This window comes from Armatimonadota bacterium (assembly GCA_018268395.1).
Classification (GTDB): domain Bacteria; phylum Armatimonadota; class Fimbriimonadia; order Fimbriimonadales; family Fimbriimonadaceae; genus JAEURO01.
The window spans coordinates 472,982-488,474 of the sequence record JAFDWQ010000003.1 but is presented as its reverse complement, the minus strand read 5'-3'; the positions used below and the strand labels follow the sequence as shown (position 1 = coordinate 488,474).

Here is a 15,493-nt window from a genome sequence, read left to right as displayed (position 1 = left end):
TTGGCCACCACCAGGTACACGGTTGTGAACGGGGTGGTCCTCCACGAGGACCGAAACGGCACAGAGCGGCTCTACCGGCCCGACACGCTCGGCTCGACAGCCGCCCTTCAGGACGCGACCACCACTCGGGCCACCTACGACTACTGGCCGTATGGAGAGATCCGCTCCAACACTGGCTCCGGCAGCTCCCGCTTCAAGTATGTCGGCACTTTCGGCTACTACGACGACGGTGCCAGACTCTACGTCCGGGCCAGGCAATACAGGCCCGTGCAGGGGCGGTGGATGACCGTAGACCCGCTGTGGCCAGACGAGGCTGCGTACAATTATGCGGAAAATCACCCGATCAAGAATAGCGATCCTTCGGGCCTTTCCATAGTGATTCCGCTACCGGTGCTTGGTGGACTTGGTGGTCTTTTTGGAGGAGCGGTTGGCGCTGCCTTAGCCGCAGCCTTCGCCATCGTTACGGCAATAGTAGTGATGGTTCTAGCTTACTGCTGGATGTGCGCTTGGGTCAACATGATCACTCAAACCATTTGCAAGGTGGGGCTAGCCTGCAAAGGTACAGATCATTGCTCTACGTTACTCAAGAAACTCTTTCTCATGGTACTATGTTACCTGGCGCAACTGATAGTGTCGCGTTTGTGCCACTGGCCCTGGGAGTGGACACACGGAGAAAAGCTCCGCAGTCTTAGGAACGGTGTCCGTAAGTGCTTTCTAATTGCACTCGTGAAGTGCCTGATCCTTCCAGGGCCTGGTGTCCGCATTCCACCTCCTCCCCCATGGACATGGCCCATTTTTGGGCCGCTACTTACCTTTGGCCGATGAATAGTATATATAGAATATAATGTGTGACGCCTGCTTCTCCGCCTCTGTCTGTGCACTCTCTGCAAAGTAATGGATCTTTCCCACGACATTCTCAGGGTAAGACTTGTGGTTGAAAGCGCTTTCCAAAATTCGGTTGCACCGTTGACAGCGGCAGACCTATTCCGTAATCCGCGAGATTGGCAATTGAGGGGAAAAATAAGCTGGCTTCTGGCTACACCTAGAAACCTCATTTCGCTTGACGACATGTATTCAATTGAACCTACTCGACTGAGCCCGAGAGCATTTGCTTACTTTGCACCGGTTTTCCTGGCAGGAGGGAGTGATCCAGAAAGTATCGGGCTAGACCCCTTTATGATTGGATTGATGGCTCGGACAGCCTCGGAATGGGCTAGTCTCGCTACACTATTAAGGGAGTTTGATCATCGAAAACATCGTGCGCTAAGTATTTACTTTCGATTTTATGCGCGCCATGAACCTTTGACATATCTTAGCGCGTTCCGAGAGTTTAAGCGGATGGCCGCTTCTCTGTAATGACTGCATCGTTCCAAGCCTAACGGTCGTGTCGAAACTAGACGGTGCTCGTTTCGGATTCGAGCGGACGGGCATGACTTTGAAAACAGATTGGCGCACTCATTTCCGACCCGGGAGCGATTGACTTGAGCATATTACAGAGTGGCTACGGCCCGATACACTATGGTGAACGGCGTGGCCCACCACGGGACTGTAGCGAGACTGAGCGGCTCTACCGCCACGACACCCTGTGCTCCGCCGTCACCCAGCATGACGCGATGACGACCAAGGCCACCAACGGCTTATTGCCGTATGAAGAGGCAGGACGAGCATGGTTCCAGTAGCTCGCTCTTCAAAATCTCTGGACACTGGGCTACTACTACCACGGGAGTCAGGCTTTACGTCTGGGCCGAGCCGACACTGGCCGATGCTGGGCATGTGGATTGGCGAACCAATTGGCACGGCCGTAGATTCAAGACCGTGTTTCTCAGTGATTAAGACTACACCGGTTTATCCCATTGGAGATATCTAGGCTGAACTGGGATGCGCCACGCGGACTCGTGGCAAGAACCTTTGCATGAGCTTCGATCTAGCCGCGCCCAATGGACACCAATGCTACACCCTGCTGAGCACATATTGCACGCCAAGGATCGATTACCACAGATCCTTCTGGGAATTTGACCGCGTGGAACGCCTCGTGATTAGTTCCCAGCACGAACACGGCGGACTTGACGAATACGTCGGTCGCCTCACCGTCCGTAAACGGATCGTATGCTGCAACGGCACCGCCTTGAGCGGCGATCAAGTTTGCCAACAATACGGCAGGGCTGCCTACCGTCAAGTTTGTCTCCGGCTTGTATGCTTTTCCGAGCACTACGATGGCCAGATCCCTGTTTCGCGATTCTGCCACCGCTAGGTTCGCTATCCATTCTGTCTGTCGGCCTCTGGCCGCCATGATTGCCTCGAAGATGTCGAAACTCAACCCCAATTGCCTCGCGAGGTAGGACATGGCGATGTTGTCCCGGGGGTGGCATCCGCCACCGTCTCCCATGTCCGCCCGCATGTACTTCGGACTGAGCAGACGCTTCGTCGCGAGAGACAAGGCGGCTGTAACGTCGTCGACGTCCGCGCCCACATGCTCGCTGACCTCCATCATCGTGTTCGCGAACACGACCTTCATACCGATGAACGTGTTGTACGCGACCTTGATGAGTTCGGCCGTGCACACGGTTGTGCAAAACATCGGTCGCCCATGTAGGCTCCCGTACAAAGTTTGCATCAGTTCGAGAATGTCATGATCTTCCGACCCCAAGAGGACGAACTCCGGATCCATAAGATCCGGGATGGTCGTGCCCATCGCTATGAAAAACGGATTGTAGCAGAATCGCACTCTGGACGATAGTAGGTGCCTGATCTCCCGATTGATCGTCCCTGGTAGCACCGTTGAGACGAGGGCCAGGTTCACGGTCCCGTGCCAGCCGGTCGGCGGCGGCAGAGAGATCGGCTGCCGCAGCTTTAATGTATTGGTAGTCAAAGTGCGCGCGCATGGGGGGCAGTGGCGTGACACCTTCATACTCCGGACCGTGAGGAGTTTGCACGGCCAAAAAGATTAGATCGCACTGATCGAAGAGTTCGTCGGTACTGCACAACTCCAGCGATGACTCATCGAGCAGTCCTTGCGCTTGTTCCTCTCGATATGGAATGTGCCGAGTACGGACGTATCCGAGGACCTCCTTGCTCGTGTCCGTGCCAAAGACACGGTGACCCCCGTAGTGTTCCATCGCGAGCGCACAGGGCAGCCCCAACTTTCCGAGAGCGACGAATCCTAACTTCATTTCCTGTCTGCCCACTCCTGCACCAGCGGCCGCAATCGCTCAACGTCTGCCATGATCCACGATTGCATTTCTCGTCCGAAAAACTCGCCCGTCGTAAACTGGCGCTAGTGGTACACGTCGTCATCGTTGTCGCCCGTGAGGTCGGCCCGCTCATGCCGCACGTAGATCTCCACGTCCGTTCGGATGCCGAGACGGTTAGCAACATGCTCGATGTACGTGTCGTTGTGGTTGCTGCGCGATAGGTGGCCAAGTTCTCTAAACATGAGGGCTGGCACGATCGGAGAGATACACGAAGACGTCTTGTGGTTGCCTGATTCGAGTCCGGATTTAGCACGGCGAACCGATCACCGAATGAGGCCACGACGACGTCCCAATGCAGCGTTTCCATAACGGCGTCGTCGTTCCACAGGAACAGCCAGTCGCCGTTGGCCCGTGCGGCGAGGAAGTTCACGTACATGTGGAGGTTTGCATATCCGAGCCGAGGTCCGACAAACAAGTGAGAACCCGGAATAGGACTCTGCCCGAGGTCATCAAGGGTCAAGCCATCGTCGTCATCGACGGCTAGCAAAATCTCGACCGAGCCTGCTGCCCGATCGACGAGCGAGGCCACGCTGCGCCGCAATGCCCCGGGCCGATGGCGTGTCGGCAACAGGATCGAGACGAAGGGGTGTTCGACCTCGACCATCCCTTCAGCAATTCCCATTTCCCTACTTCTACTCGCAGCGAGCTGTTGATCTTGCAGTTTGCGTCCTTGGCGCGCCCGTCGCTTAGGGCATGTATGAACTTGCGGCGCGGACCGATTGTATGCAGCTGTAATGCGGAGCATCCGACACTTGCCGGGGCAGCTCGTCCGACAACAACTACAAGACATGCTCTGGACGACAACAAAAAACAATAACCCGAAGAGTCGCGTCCGATCAGGTAGTGCACCTTCTTCGTCGTCCCTTCCAGCACAACCATGTCGATTGTACCCTAGGAACCATAACCAAGGTCAGCACCTTGAAGCGGGAGACGACCATTCACGTCGCCAAGGAGCGCTCCTTCACCCCATTGCTCGCTGGCCTACTTTGGAAGATTCCGGGACGAACGGGAATACGCCGGGCTCGCGAATGGCACCATCAGACGTTGCCAGAGCCTAGACCTGACTGAATGAACGATAACGTCCCCGATTAGGCTATTCAAAAGAGGACTCAGCTGTTGTTGGGCTACAATGAACCGTGGCCACGACCCGGTATACGGTGGTGAACGGGGTGGTCCTCCACGAGGACCGGAACGGGACGGAGCGGCTCTACAGGCCTGACACCCTGGGATCGACCGCCGCCCTCCAGGACGCCACCACGACCAAGGCCACCTACGTCTATTGGCCGTACGGCGAGGTCCGCACGACCACGGGCTCGGGCAGCTCACCTTTCAATTTCGTGGGGACGCTGGGCTACTATGACGACGGCTCCAGGCTGTACATTCGGGCCAGGCATTACAGACCCGCGCAGGGACGGTGGATGACCGTAGATCCGCTTTGGCCATTCCAAGCCCAGTACGCTTATGTCGGAGGCAAGGTTGTTTCAAACACGGACTACTTAGGTCTGCGCCCAATGACTCCATTGGAGCAAAAGGATGATTGCTGTTTTGATAATGCATTGCTGGCAGCCACATTTAATGCTGGATGGCTGGTCGGCGGAGCCCTCGCTACTTGTTTGGCATGCGCAATCTTTACGGCTGGAACGTGCGCCTTCGTCTGTGGGCCATTGCTGCTGATACTCGGTGCCGCCGCTTTGTTGATGCTGCTTATTAACGCAACTCTGTTTTACCTATGGTGTATGAATAGTCCTTACGGGCCATGCAATAGTTTGCCGCCGATAAAACAGCCCTGCTTGCCTCCGACAAGCCCTGACCCCCCTATTCTTCCGCCTCCGGGAGTAGCTCCGACGTTTCCTCCTTTGCCCGGCACTCCTCCTGTCAAAATTAAGAATTGCGACACATTTGCCACGGAATGGTGCATTAGGCATCCAAGGCCCAATTGCTGGATAGAGGAACAAGCCAGATGTCTTGGGTTAAGTCGCAATTTGATTACGTAGTCTGTCGGAAGCTGACGGCCAGTTGGCCAATGAACGGAACTAAAACCAGATGAAGACGCTTCGGGCACTTGAAAAGTCGATCATAATCGTCGGATGTTTGCTTCTTCTTGCCGAGCCATCTTTGTTTTTGTGGTTGCCAAGCCCCCGACTACTACTCGGTGTTCTAACGATTAATACCATAGCGTGCTACGTATGCGGCGTTCGCTTGAGAGACAGAGTGACTGAGCGTAAGTCCTTGGGTGCCAACTTGATTCCAGCATTACTGGTATGTCACCTTTTGTCGCAAGCATCAGCACTCTTGATTGGATTGAAACTTGCTAATCCGTCACAATCTTTGTCGCATGAGAGCTTGCTAGTTTCGGTCATGTTGAACGTCACGCTCCTCGGAGGTGCTGCCCTCTCTTTTGGATGTGGATTATTGTCTCGAAAAGTATAGCAGAGCGCTCCTGTATTGATGATGTGCGCTAACGAAGGTTGCGACAAACAGAATTGGACCGGCAAAGTACTGTTGGTCCGGCGGTGGCAACGGACCTGCTCCTTTAGTGTGGCACGATTGACGCCGCATTTCCTACCTAAGCTACATTGACAGACCATTGCCCTGGCCAGCGGGTGGCCAGGCGAAGAGCGACGGGTGGAAAGACCAAGGATGACTACTCGCTTGGGTGGCCAGGACAAGGCCGATGGTTCGTGCGGCGTTGCCCTGGTTCCGCAAGGAACGTTAAAAAAGGACGCCCGATGCACGAAGCAGGGTAGAACCACGTCCATGGCCGTGAGACCCCTCCGCGCAGCTCCAGCGACGAAGGCAAGTTCCTTGGGAACCGGGCTGCAAACGGGCACAAGCCGTCCCCTCTCAGCCCGGCCACCTAAAAGGAGGTCACCCATGGTCAGGCCACCGTCGTTCTCCGACACGAAGCGGAGCGTTCTTGCGCCGTCCGACTCGTGACGTTTGCGACCGAAGAATCGGCCGAAATCACTAGAGTGAAGTCGGCATGAGATAGTCGAGATCTTATTGCTCTCCCCTACAATCTCGCAGCCTGAGATAGCCGGGTATCGGATTCTCATGGCGACTGAACTCGCCACGGCGGCCGCACGATTTGTCGCCGACTTCTCAGGCTGGAGCAGCGGCTAGAAGAAAGCGCTCACGATCGCGTTGGTGAAGTTGAGTTTTCCTGTCGTAAGCCTCGTCGTCTTCCACGGAGCGGCGAGCGTGCCGTCTGTAGCCGGAATGCCATCGATGGCGAACTCAATGTAGGACAGGTCAGTTCCCGTAAACTTGATCGAAAAGTCTACGGAAGCTGTCGAGGTGTAAGTGACGGGAAGCGTTCCAGTTAGCGTCCGTACGTCACTTGCGAGCTTCATTGCTGAATCGACGCGGACGTGATGGTCGCCTTGTGTCGCGCTGAAGAAGCGGATCAGAAAGCCATTCGAGAACGACTGACCCTGCCATTCGGCAGCGGGCGTGGTCATCTCGATCAGGTTTTGAGCGATTACGCTAGCTTGAAGCACTCCGTCCGGAGAAAGAGGGACTTTAAAGGAGGTCTGACCTAGCGTGGCTCCCAGTCCTGCATTTGGTATGACGGCATTGACGACTTTAGAGCCTTCGCTCAAGAGTACGACCTGACTTCCTGCAGTGATGTCCTTGGCCACAATCACGTTGCTCACCGTCCGGAGGACACCGTTCACGTTCACTTTGACAGTCTGAGGTGAGGCGGACTCGCTCAAAGCCGTCTGAAGCGTCCCAGAGAATCCCGTCATGTCATAGGCGATCGCCAGGTCGGTCGTCCCGCCACCGCCACTCCCGCCCGAGGCTGAGCTGCCCCCGCACCCAAGAGCAAGCGGAATGATCGTGAGGAAGAGCAGAAAATGGCCCAGTAGAGCACAGGGATTAGAATTGGTCTTCATAGCATCACCGAAGTGGAATCCTATGGTAGCATATTCCTACCACTCCAACGGTCATCTTGCCTTGGTGAGCTCGGAAAACACGGTTCACCGCCGCGAACACGATGCCTTGCTGCGCCTCATCGTAAAGTGGCGCTTGGAGGCAGGTTTGAGCCAGCGCCAACTGTCCGCGCGACTCCAAAAGCGCCACAACTTCATAGTGGAGATCGAGACTGGCCAGCGCGGTGTCAGTGTCGTCGAGCTGGTGGACATCGTTCGCGCCCTCGAGTTGACCGTACCGCAAGCCCTCAATGAGTACGCGAAGGCCCTCACCGAGCCAGGCTCATTGCCGTGAACCTCACCAATCGTGGGCCTGGACTACTGTTCAGAAGCGGCTTGCGCTGGTCGCCCGACAAGCGTCACTGTTAGGTCTGGGTATTCGTTGAATGGACGGACCGACCATTCGTCCGGTGACAAGTCGGCGGCTTAGGCGCGTCGTCGTCGCCGCAGTTGTTCCTTCCCATCAAGATTTGGATGCACTAGCCATTGCAGTCACGAAACAAGTGTGAGAACCAAAGTGGACAATAGCCGAAGGCTCGCGGCAATGAGGCCCGTAAGATGGCTAGACTTATGACATTGGAAGTTCGTGAGACACTTTGCTGTTGTACGATTGGTCCATGCCATGGCTGAATTTCGAGCGCAATGCCTACGGCCCATATACTAGAGCGTTCGTGGGTCTTGTCAAAGTGATCCCTGCTGGTGAGAAGATCATCCTTCCCAAGGACCGCTATGGACACAGTGGCGGGCTGGTAATTTCCAACGTCGCCCTGTATGAAGTCAATCCTCCTGGAATGGTGGCATCATTGACGGAGATCTTCCCCACTATGAAGGTTCAGGGATGGTCTCTTCAGGAAGGCAGTCTAGGGGCAGTCCTTCTAGCACGTCATCTGGACGGGAACGAATTCTGGGGATCCGTCCTGAATTTCAATACACTACGCATCTGCTATCCGCTTGCACTAAACGGTGCCGAGACGCTCGGGAAAGTGGCAGACATGTTTTTGCCGAAACTGGGCCTTGGTAATTTTGCTAAGAGTCTAGGCGGAGCCGATGACAAACAGTGGCGCAAGGATCTGGAGGTGTACTCCGAACCGGCAGCAGAACGTGTTTTCGGTTATGTCCAAAGTGCCTTCACTACGAGCTCCGGCCATCTCTAAGGTTCCATCTCGCTGTTATACTGGTCGCTCCGCTCACGATCGTGTGCTTCCCTTTGCTTGGCCCTCGTGCTAGACAGGAAACCACGGACCGCGCCGTGCCGCCTGCTATCGGCGCAGTCGGGCTGCATCTCATTGCGTTTAAGGATTGACCGGTTGCGCTCACCGAGTTCCGTGAGCTTGCCTCGCCGCTCCATCGCCGTGGCATGAACACCCATATGGTACGTCGGCTCTAGTGCGAGACCCTGGTCTTCGTAGCTCCGGTGATCAACCTCTAAGAGTCGACCTTCTGCGTCGAGTACGCCATGCTCTCGAAAGGCCTGATTCACCGCTTCGGCCCAGTTCGCCCGCCATGCATTCAGCTGTAACGGCGTGTTCAACTCCCGTTCCTTGATGGGATCGAAGCCTGCAGGCGACAAAGTGCGCATGGTCACCATCACGTGTGCATGAACATTGCGCACGTCTCCGGACTGGTTCGCGTCGTGGATCGCCCAATCGGCTACCAAACCACGTGCGAGGAATTCGGATCGGATGAACCGTTCCAGGACTTCCGCTTGCTGCTCAAGACTGAGTAGGTGTGGCAGGCCGAGCACAAACTCCCGTGCGAGCTGCGCATCCTTGCGCTTTTCGAAGGCTTCAAGTTGGTTCCAAAGATCTGACCGGTTACGGGTCCAAGAAGGGGCGTTCTGCGGCGCTGACACGCCGCTCAGCTGCACGCCTGTCCGAAAGGAATAGTCGTGCGTCCTGCCATATCGCTCGTCCTTTATCCTTGTACCTGACCGATAGGCTGCGCAAGCGACTGCCGAACGGCCTTGTCCTCTTCCGATCACTGAGACAGACAGATGATAGTATCCTTGCATTTTCGCGAGTGTTCCCTATTCAACTAATGGGTGCAGGGCAAGGCCCTGCCGCACCGTTGCGAAGCAACGTATAAGTGCGCCCTTACTGCGCTCGGTTCATCAACGGTTGATGTTTGTGACTTGACGACATATCTATGATACAATCATAGGTTGTAATATGGGCGCTGAGAACCGGATTGAAGTGTTGAAACAGAAGCGGGCTCAGCTAGACGCCGAGATCCAACGCTTGGCGGCAAGGAACCGTATGCAGTCGCGCAAAGACGACACACGTCGGAAGATATTGATCGGGGCGGTCGTAATGCTTGAGATGGCGGATCACGAAGAGTTCGCCCGGTTCATCCGAAAGGCCCTGTCCAAGCGACTGATGAAGCCGCGCGACCGGCAGTTATTCAATTTGGATGCAAGCAATCTGAGGTAGGAAGCCATGGCACATTTTCCGGGATTGACGGGTGGCGGCGGAGAGCTCAATGCGCATGCGCACGGCTCCGCGCGCTGGATGACGGCGGAGGAGGCCGAGGAACTACATCTCTACGATTATCGTCCCGGGAGCATCATCTTGGGCCAAAACCAAGACGGCTGGCTCTGTTGCCTGAACCGGCAAGGGCATGTGATTGTGCTTGCCCCTCCGCGTACGGGCAAGGGGGTTGGATTCGTTCAGGCCAATCTCGCAGGCTATCAGGGCAGCATGGTGGTCACGGATCCGAAAGGGGAGAACGCCGCGGTGGCGCACCGCCACCGATCCGGCGCAATGAATCAGAACGTCGTCGTTCTGGACCCGACGCAGAAGCTGCAGAGCTACGGTATGGACGATCCGGTCCCGATCCACAGCTTCAACCCTCTGTCGGTCTTCGACAATGCCAATTACGCTGAAGTGTTGGACGATGTGGGCATGGTCGCGGACGCGCTGTTGGTACCGAAGGAAGGGGAGAAGGAGCAGCATTGGCGCGACGGTGCCCGAGCGATCCTTTGTGGACTGCTGACCTACCTGCTCTTCTTCGTCCCGCGCAAGGACCGGAACCTGATCATGTTGGCCCGGATCGGCGGTGGGCTTGAAGGATCGCTGGACGAGATCTTTTCGGCCCTGACTCTCAACGAGCATCCTGACCCTGTATTGCGCGATGTCATTTCGAAGACGGGAACCTGGTGGGACAAGGTCAACCTGAAAGAAAGGGCCTCTTTTCTCTCCTTGGCGCTTCGTTCCTTGGCCTGGCTCAACAGCCCGGTATGGCACGACCACTTACGCACTTCAGACTTTCACCCTTACGATCTGAAGCAGGGTAGCACAACGGTCTTCATCGTTTGCCCGTTCGAGAAGTTGGAGCTCTATTCTCCCTGGATACGGCTGGTACTAAGCTGTTGTATCGTGGCGACGCTCCGAGCACCGTTCGTGGAAAACGTGCCGCCCGTGCTCTTCATGCTCGATGAGTATGCTGCTGCGGTCGGTCGCCTCGCGGTCGTCGAGCAATCGATGGCTTTTATAGAGGGTACCGGCGGAAGGTTCGCACTGATCTTTCAGTATTTGAGCCAGATGCAGAAGCTTTGGCCGGATCCAGGCTATCACGGCATCTTCGCCGGTGCCGGCGCTCATGTGTTCTTCAACGTGAACGATCAGCACACCGCCGAGTATGTGAGCAAGTTCATCGGCCAGCACGGCGCGATGCTGCCTACAGCAGGGATGTTGTCCTTCGTCCAGCGTGACCTGCTGAAACCCGACGAGGTGCGCACTCTACCGCAAAACGACTTGATCGCCTTTGTCAGGGGCTATCGCCCCGCCTGGATCTCGAAACTGGACGTTAGGTCGCACCAGGCATTCGAAGGACGGCTCTTGCCCAACCCGACCTACGGGACGCCGCGCTCGCCTAAACAGCTCGGCACTTGGCCATCGGACGAGGAACCGCTCCTGAGACCTGCTGCCACGGCGCGCGCGGAAAAGGTTCAATCAAATTTCGATCAAGACGCCTTGGCGTCGACGATCGCAGCGAAGTATCCAGACAAAGACATCTGTGTCGAAGGCGACATGCTGGGGTACCGTGAGGCTTGCTTTGATCCGGTCACATGCGGGTCAGAGTGGGTGTTCGTGCCGCTGATGCACGTCAGCCTGCTGACTGTGCTCTGAGCTCTTATCTGTCAAAGTCGTGCCCGTCTTCGCGCTGGCGGGACTTCTGGTCTTGAATCTTTGAGAGAAAGGCGTCGACCAGTTCCCATTTGCGCGGTTGGGTTTCGTGCTCGGTGATCCCAAACCGCTCGTTGAGCTCGCGCTCTGTCTCCGTGAAGATCCGCTCGACCTCTTCCCTGCGCTGTGAGATCTTGGTCTCCATCATGATCCTCGCGGCCTGAAAGTCGGGGTTGAGCAGGAAGCGTTGGTTGGTGTCGTCCGCGAGTTCGCGCAGTTCCTTCAGATAAGGTTCGTGAACCTCGACTTGACGCGCGGGATAGAGTTCGCGCGAGACGGCGGCGTTGGCATCTCTTTGAATGCGTGATCGTTCGCTTGCCTTCCATTGCTCGGTGAAGGTTGAACGCCGCTCGGCGTCCAAGTCGTCGAGACGTTCCATGGCTTCGATGTGCTCTTGACCGAGCTCCAACGTAAAGTCACGTTGAGCGACAGCGCGATCCGGATAGTCACTTGGCGTGAAACGGCTCTTGATGAATCCGAGTGACTGGTTCATGGCCCGGCGCCAGTTCATCTCTCTGTCGGTCACTTGATGAGTTTATACGCAGCATGGTCTTAGCGTCCCTTCGTCATTTACCAGAAGAAAAGCGACCCGTAGCATCCTGCCACGGGTCGATTGACTGCTATTCGAAGGAAACGACAGTGCTGGTCGCGTCCGGTTTTTCCTTCGGAGGAAAGAGCACGATCTTGTACTTGCCGTCGGCAGGCGCTGGTAGTGCGTCGAGGATCACGGCTGCTCCATTTCCCTTGATCGCGAAGGCTGGACCGATGCGGGTCCAGTAGGATTTTCCGTTCTCTGATTGACGCACGGCGTACGCGGTGAGGTGCTTCTTCATGGTACTGCTCCTTAGTTGGTCGGCCAGTGAATTCCCGCCGATGACCGTAGAGGGCCAGGCGCAAAGGGCTGTGAGTGCAAGGGCGCGAAGCCATAGGGGTGTCCCCAGGTTGGCAGGGCACTGAAACTGGGGGAAGATGGCGGCAGGGCTAGGGGCTGTACCCTTGCGAGAGCAGCCGCGTCTGGCACAGGTCGTCAAATTGGCGGGATTCCCCTGGCCAATAAAGGCGTGAGGTGAACTGACGCTTCCGATTCGCAGAAAATTGAGCGCAGCGGATGTACTGTACGCTAGATCCTCTTCTAAGCGGAAGGAACGTGCGGGATAATCAGGACAACCTGGCCCAGCAGAGCACTGATTCGATGGTAACCTTATCTGCAAGTGCCTACACAAGACGACCACAACTCTGGCTTCCGCGTCGCTGAAACAGTAATCCTGTCAACCTCTTTCGGCGTATCATTCCATACCATATCGCACTTTAGCTGGGTTAACACTGAGAAGCTTGCGGAATCATTTTCATGGTGCTAACTTGAAACACAAGAAAGAAGACACTGATCAAGCAACTGGGGAGGACAGTTTGAATCTCGTAAGATCAATTGTTCGCAATACCAGGTTTCATGGGTTGATGCATGACTGCAACGAGCCAGTTTACGAAGATGCAGATCGATGTGAATACGCAATATTTACAATCCGACTCTCAGAACAAGACTTCGCCGCTGTACGTCGGTTATCAAGTAAGATGAATGTATCTCTAGACGACCCTGACATCCTAATGATTATTGGTTCTGTGACTGGGCGAGACTATTCTGCCAGTATTCCTTGGCTAAAGGCGAAAATCGCACGAGAACAGCCAAACCAATAGCTGCACTATCTCAATTCATCAAAGCCAAAGAGGCGCCGACCCACGTGATCTAGGTGATCATATGCGTTCCAAAATGAGTTACTCGAGAGATCACGCATGGTGGCTTCCCTTTCAAATTCGCTTGGCATCATGCACTCACCGTCTTCGATGAGGTAGGCTAGTCCCATGGCTGTTTCGACCAGTGAGGCCATTGTAGTTGCGTTTATCGCCTGGGCATTGTCTCTTGCATAATTGGCGAGTTTTGCGGTCAATTCTATCAATGAGGATCTTTCCTTTGCCTCCAAGAGCGATCTGGCTCTAACATAGCTGTCGAACAGGCCAGGGCGGAACCTTAGTTTCGGGCTACCGTCGGATCGAAAAGAGTGCATACGGTATAGTTCGATGAAGTCGCGGCACTGTTGGGCACAAAACTCAAAGCCTGTGCTGGTCGACTCGGTGGTTGAGATTTCTATAGCCTTCATCCAATCTGGTGTCTGGAATCTGTAAACAATGGATATCCACCAGTAGAGCCGCACACAATCCGACATTACCTCCAAGTGACACTCCGTATAATCGTCGTGCATTGCAAGCGGCTCGGGAAGTCCCGTTTGCGAGTTTGGAGCCTCCAATTCATCGAACACCAGATTTTCAAATTTCGCCTGAAGTAGTTCAGCTATGATCCCGGGAAACAATTCGCTCAACTGACGATCACGATCTGTGTCCTCGATGTAATGGCTGACCATCCCGCGCCTCCTGGCGCCACATTCGTAGCGACGAGCCTTGAACCGTCCGAAAATGATCTTGCGAGTGCACTCGTCATTTTGTGCCGGCAGGAGTTGATCGCAGAAGCGGCAGACCGTTCCAGCAACTCGTTCGGCTTCCACAAGGTTTGCACGCGCTATGAGCTGAGATGCAAGGCAATAGCCGACATTAAGGTAACGGCTCCACCACTGACATGCCCCGGGGAAACTATCTTGATCGCGATTAGCATAAAGCTGGTTCTGCCATATGCCATGTCCGCACTCGTGCGCTGTTTGCCCGTGGGCGTCCATGCACTTGTCGTGCCATCGTTTGCGCCTCAATTTGAATGACGCGCTGGGAATGTGTGCATCGGTCAGCCACCATAGCTCGGAGTGTGGGTCAGTTATCACCTGCGGCGCTTGATGGTATCCGGAGATATGAGTGAAATTCAAGTATGGGTATTGAATGGTGTAGAGTCACCGCCACAATGCAAAGTGCTTTTTGTTCGCTGTTTGATGCTGCAGGCCCCAGATTGGCGAAGCCCTGGAGGATCAGCTGTGGAGGCTTGCGTGCATGTGCGAAACGGGATGTCCTTACGACCGCCGCTGCAATCGGCTAGTGCCGCGCGGTGCTATCCATACACCCTGTGTCAGTCCGATCATGGCTGAAGGTGATGAAGGAAGTCGGCAGCTCTCTGAGCTTGCTGTGCAGCAGTGAAGATGGCCCTGCTGTCTGACGACAAGAGCTTCAACCATGATTGGATGTAGCCAGCATGGTCGAGGCGTGGCTCAAGTTCAATGGCGAGATCTGCGCAGATGAAAGCTGACCCAAGCTCTGCTACGAGCTCTTCGGCAGCATAGGAATCGGTTCCAAAACGTCCTGAGAGATCGCGGTTGAGACGCGATGGGTGCGCCGTCCAGTGGGTGACCTCGTGGGAAAGCGTTGAGTAGTAGGCAATTTCGTCGAAAAAGGCCTCAAAAGGCGGCATCTGAACGTGGTCGGTCAATGGCTTGTAGTAAGCCTTCGATCCTCCGTGCCTGATATCTGCGTTCAAAGCTCCAAAGAAGACTTCCGCACGCACAATTCGCCTGCGGGGTTCCAGGACTTCAGTTTGAGGCAGCTGGTAATCCGACGTTTGAGCTGCGTTGAATACAGAGAATGCGCGGGCGATCCATTGTTGTCGCGGCGAGCCCTCGACTTCATCCTGAGTCTCTGTCCGGTCATCAGGCGCGGCCTCAGCTGGTTTCCAGAATACGGCAACGGTCGCCTTCTCGCCGCGTTTGACAGAGTGACCAAGGCTGTTCCACTGAGCTAGGGTCGCCCAGATGTTCTCAGGATAGCAGGATGCATGAGCGGCCATCCAAAGGGCGAGGACGTTGACGCCGCGATAGCGATTGCCGGTCGCAGCATTTCTGGGGATCGATACGTCGGCTCCGCTTGCGTGCCATGGCATCTCATAGGTTGCCGCCCCCGATTCGATGCTCTCGATGATCTGGTTCGTCACGCGTTCGTAAACGCTGCGCCGCGAGACCGGTGCCTGTGCCATCTCTACCTCCGTTCTGAGAATCTGGAGCTACAACCTAAGGTTGTTTGTGGAAATGATCAAGTCCTTGTCGTCAGTGGGGCGGCCCGGCAGAGATACCTGTAACCAGATCGAATGAGCACAGTTTCTTTTCCTAAAGCCTGGAAGAGTCCGATTGCGAAGTTCCGTTCG

The 15,493-nt window shown here is 55.5% G+C and carries 15 protein-coding genes; 6 read left to right on the top strand and 9 right to left on the bottom strand.

Features of this window, described 5'->3' with window-relative positions; translation table 11 throughout:
- Positions 1–825: an RHS repeat-associated core domain-containing protein gene (locus tag JST30_07760; GenBank protein ID MBS1714218.1), complete on the top strand. Its 825-nt coding sequence runs from the start codon at positions 1–3 to the stop codon at positions 823–825.
- Positions 826–1,924: 1,099 nt separating this feature from the next.
- On the opposite strand, the gene JST30_07755 is transcribed toward JST30_07760, so the two are convergent.
- The 3 genes from JST30_07755 to JST30_07745 form a co-directional block, all read right to left on the bottom strand.
- Positions 1,925–2,692, bottom strand: coding sequence for a hypothetical protein (locus JST30_07755; GenBank protein ID MBS1714217.1), 768 nt, complete (start codon positions 2,690–2,692; stop codon positions 1,925–1,927).
- Positions 2,628–3,170, bottom strand: a complete 543-nt coding sequence (locus tag JST30_07750; protein ID MBS1714216.1) for a hypothetical protein — start codon at positions 3,168–3,170, stop codon at positions 2,628–2,630. The genes JST30_07755 and JST30_07750 overlap by 65 nt, the downstream gene beginning before the upstream one ends.
- A 104-nt stretch (positions 3,171–3,274) precedes the next feature.
- Positions 3,275–3,433, bottom strand: coding sequence for a hypothetical protein (locus JST30_07745; protein ID MBS1714215.1), 159 nt, complete (start codon positions 3,431–3,433; stop codon positions 3,275–3,277).
- Positions 3,434–4,387: 954 nt separating this feature from the next.
- Here JST30_07745 and JST30_07740 point away from each other — a divergent pair.
- Positions 4,388–5,245: a hypothetical protein gene (locus JST30_07740; GenBank protein ID MBS1714214.1), complete on the top strand. Its 858-nt coding sequence runs from the start codon at positions 4,388–4,390 to the stop codon at positions 5,243–5,245.
- A gap of 1,125 nt (positions 5,246–6,370) precedes the next feature.
- On the opposite strand, the gene JST30_07735 is transcribed toward JST30_07740, so the two are convergent.
- Positions 6,371–6,934, bottom strand: coding sequence for a hypothetical protein (locus tag JST30_07735; GenBank protein ID MBS1714213.1), 564 nt, complete (start codon positions 6,932–6,934; stop codon positions 6,371–6,373).
- A gap of 277 nt (positions 6,935–7,211) precedes the next feature.
- Between JST30_07735 and JST30_07730 the strand changes: the two genes are divergently transcribed.
- Both JST30_07730 and JST30_07725 read left to right on the top strand, forming a co-directional pair.
- Positions 7,212–7,478, top strand: a complete 267-nt coding sequence (locus tag JST30_07730) for a helix-turn-helix transcriptional regulator (GenBank protein ID MBS1714212.1) — start codon at positions 7,212–7,214, stop codon at positions 7,476–7,478.
- 376 nt (positions 7,479–7,854) lie between these two features.
- The gene (locus JST30_07725; GenBank protein ID MBS1714211.1) at positions 7,855–8,337 is read left to right on the top strand and encodes a hypothetical protein; all 483 of its coding nucleotides are present in this window, start codon (positions 7,855–7,857) and stop codon (positions 8,335–8,337) included.
- Here the strand turns inward: JST30_07725 and JST30_07720 are convergent.
- Positions 8,334–9,164: a MobA/MobL family protein gene (locus JST30_07720; protein MBS1714210.1), complete on the bottom strand. Its 831-nt coding sequence runs from the start codon at positions 9,162–9,164 to the stop codon at positions 8,334–8,336. The genes JST30_07725 and JST30_07720 overlap by 4 nt on opposite strands.
- Positions 9,165–9,351: 187 nt before the next feature.
- Between JST30_07720 and JST30_07715 the strand changes: the two genes are divergently transcribed.
- Both JST30_07715 and JST30_07710 read left to right on the top strand, forming a co-directional pair.
- On the top strand, positions 9,352–9,612 hold the full coding sequence (locus JST30_07715) for a hypothetical protein (protein MBS1714209.1): 261 nt from the start codon (positions 9,352–9,354) through the stop codon (positions 9,610–9,612).
- 6 nt (positions 9,613–9,618) lie between these two features.
- Complete coding sequence (locus JST30_07710) at positions 9,619–11,310, top strand: type IV secretory system conjugative DNA transfer family protein (GenBank protein MBS1714208.1); 1,692 nt, start codon at positions 9,619–9,621, stop codon at positions 11,308–11,310.
- 4 nt (positions 11,311–11,314) lie between these two features.
- Here JST30_07710 and JST30_07705 read toward each other — a convergent pair whose 3' ends face one another.
- From JST30_07705 to JST30_07690, 4 genes are all read right to left on the bottom strand, one after another.
- Positions 11,315–11,893: a hypothetical protein gene (locus tag JST30_07705; GenBank protein MBS1714207.1), complete on the bottom strand. Its 579-nt coding sequence runs from the start codon at positions 11,891–11,893 to the stop codon at positions 11,315–11,317.
- Between the two features lie 94 nt (positions 11,894–11,987).
- The gene (locus JST30_07700) at positions 11,988–12,200 is read right to left on the bottom strand and encodes a hypothetical protein (GenBank protein ID MBS1714206.1); all 213 of its coding nucleotides are present in this window, start codon (positions 12,198–12,200) and stop codon (positions 11,988–11,990) included.
- Positions 12,201–13,064: 864 nt separating this feature from the next.
- Positions 13,065–14,090: a hypothetical protein gene (locus JST30_07695; GenBank protein MBS1714205.1), complete on the bottom strand. Its 1,026-nt coding sequence runs from the start codon at positions 14,088–14,090 to the stop codon at positions 13,065–13,067.
- A gap of 347 nt (positions 14,091–14,437) precedes the next feature.
- On the bottom strand, positions 14,438–15,325 hold the full coding sequence (locus tag JST30_07690; protein ID MBS1714204.1) for a DUF1738 domain-containing protein: 888 nt from the start codon (positions 15,323–15,325) through the stop codon (positions 14,438–14,440).
- Positions 15,326–15,493: the final 168 nt, after the last annotated feature.

Bases quoted from the DNA above. Each gene is read 5' to 3' on its own strand.
- JST30_07755 (MBS1714217.1), bottom strand. From the start codon at position 2,692: ATGGGCACGACCATCCCGGATCTTATGGATCCGGAGTTCGTCCTCTTG.
- JST30_07690 (MBS1714204.1), bottom strand. From the start codon at position 15,325: ATGGCACAGGCACCGGTCTCGCGGCGCAGCGTTTACGAACGCGTGACG.
- JST30_07710 (MBS1714208.1), top strand. From the start codon at position 9,619: ATGGCACATTTTCCGGGATTGACGGGTGGCGGCGGAGAGCTCAATGCG.
- JST30_07750 (MBS1714216.1), bottom strand. From the start codon at position 3,170: ATGAAGTTAGGATTCGTCGCTCTCGGAAAGTTGGGGCTGCCCTGTGCG.
- JST30_07695 (MBS1714205.1), bottom strand. From the start codon at position 14,090: ATGGACGCCCACGGGCAAACAGCGCACGAGTGCGGACATGGCATATGG.
- JST30_07700 (MBS1714206.1), bottom strand. From the start codon at position 12,200: ATGAAGAAGCACCTCACCGCGTACGCCGTGCGTCAATCAGAGAACGGA.
- JST30_07745 (MBS1714215.1), bottom strand. From the start codon at position 3,433: ATGTTTAGAGAACTTGGCCACCTATCGCGCAGCAACCACAACGACACG.
- JST30_07715 (MBS1714209.1), top strand. From the start codon at position 9,352: ATGGGCGCTGAGAACCGGATTGAAGTGTTGAAACAGAAGCGGGCTCAG.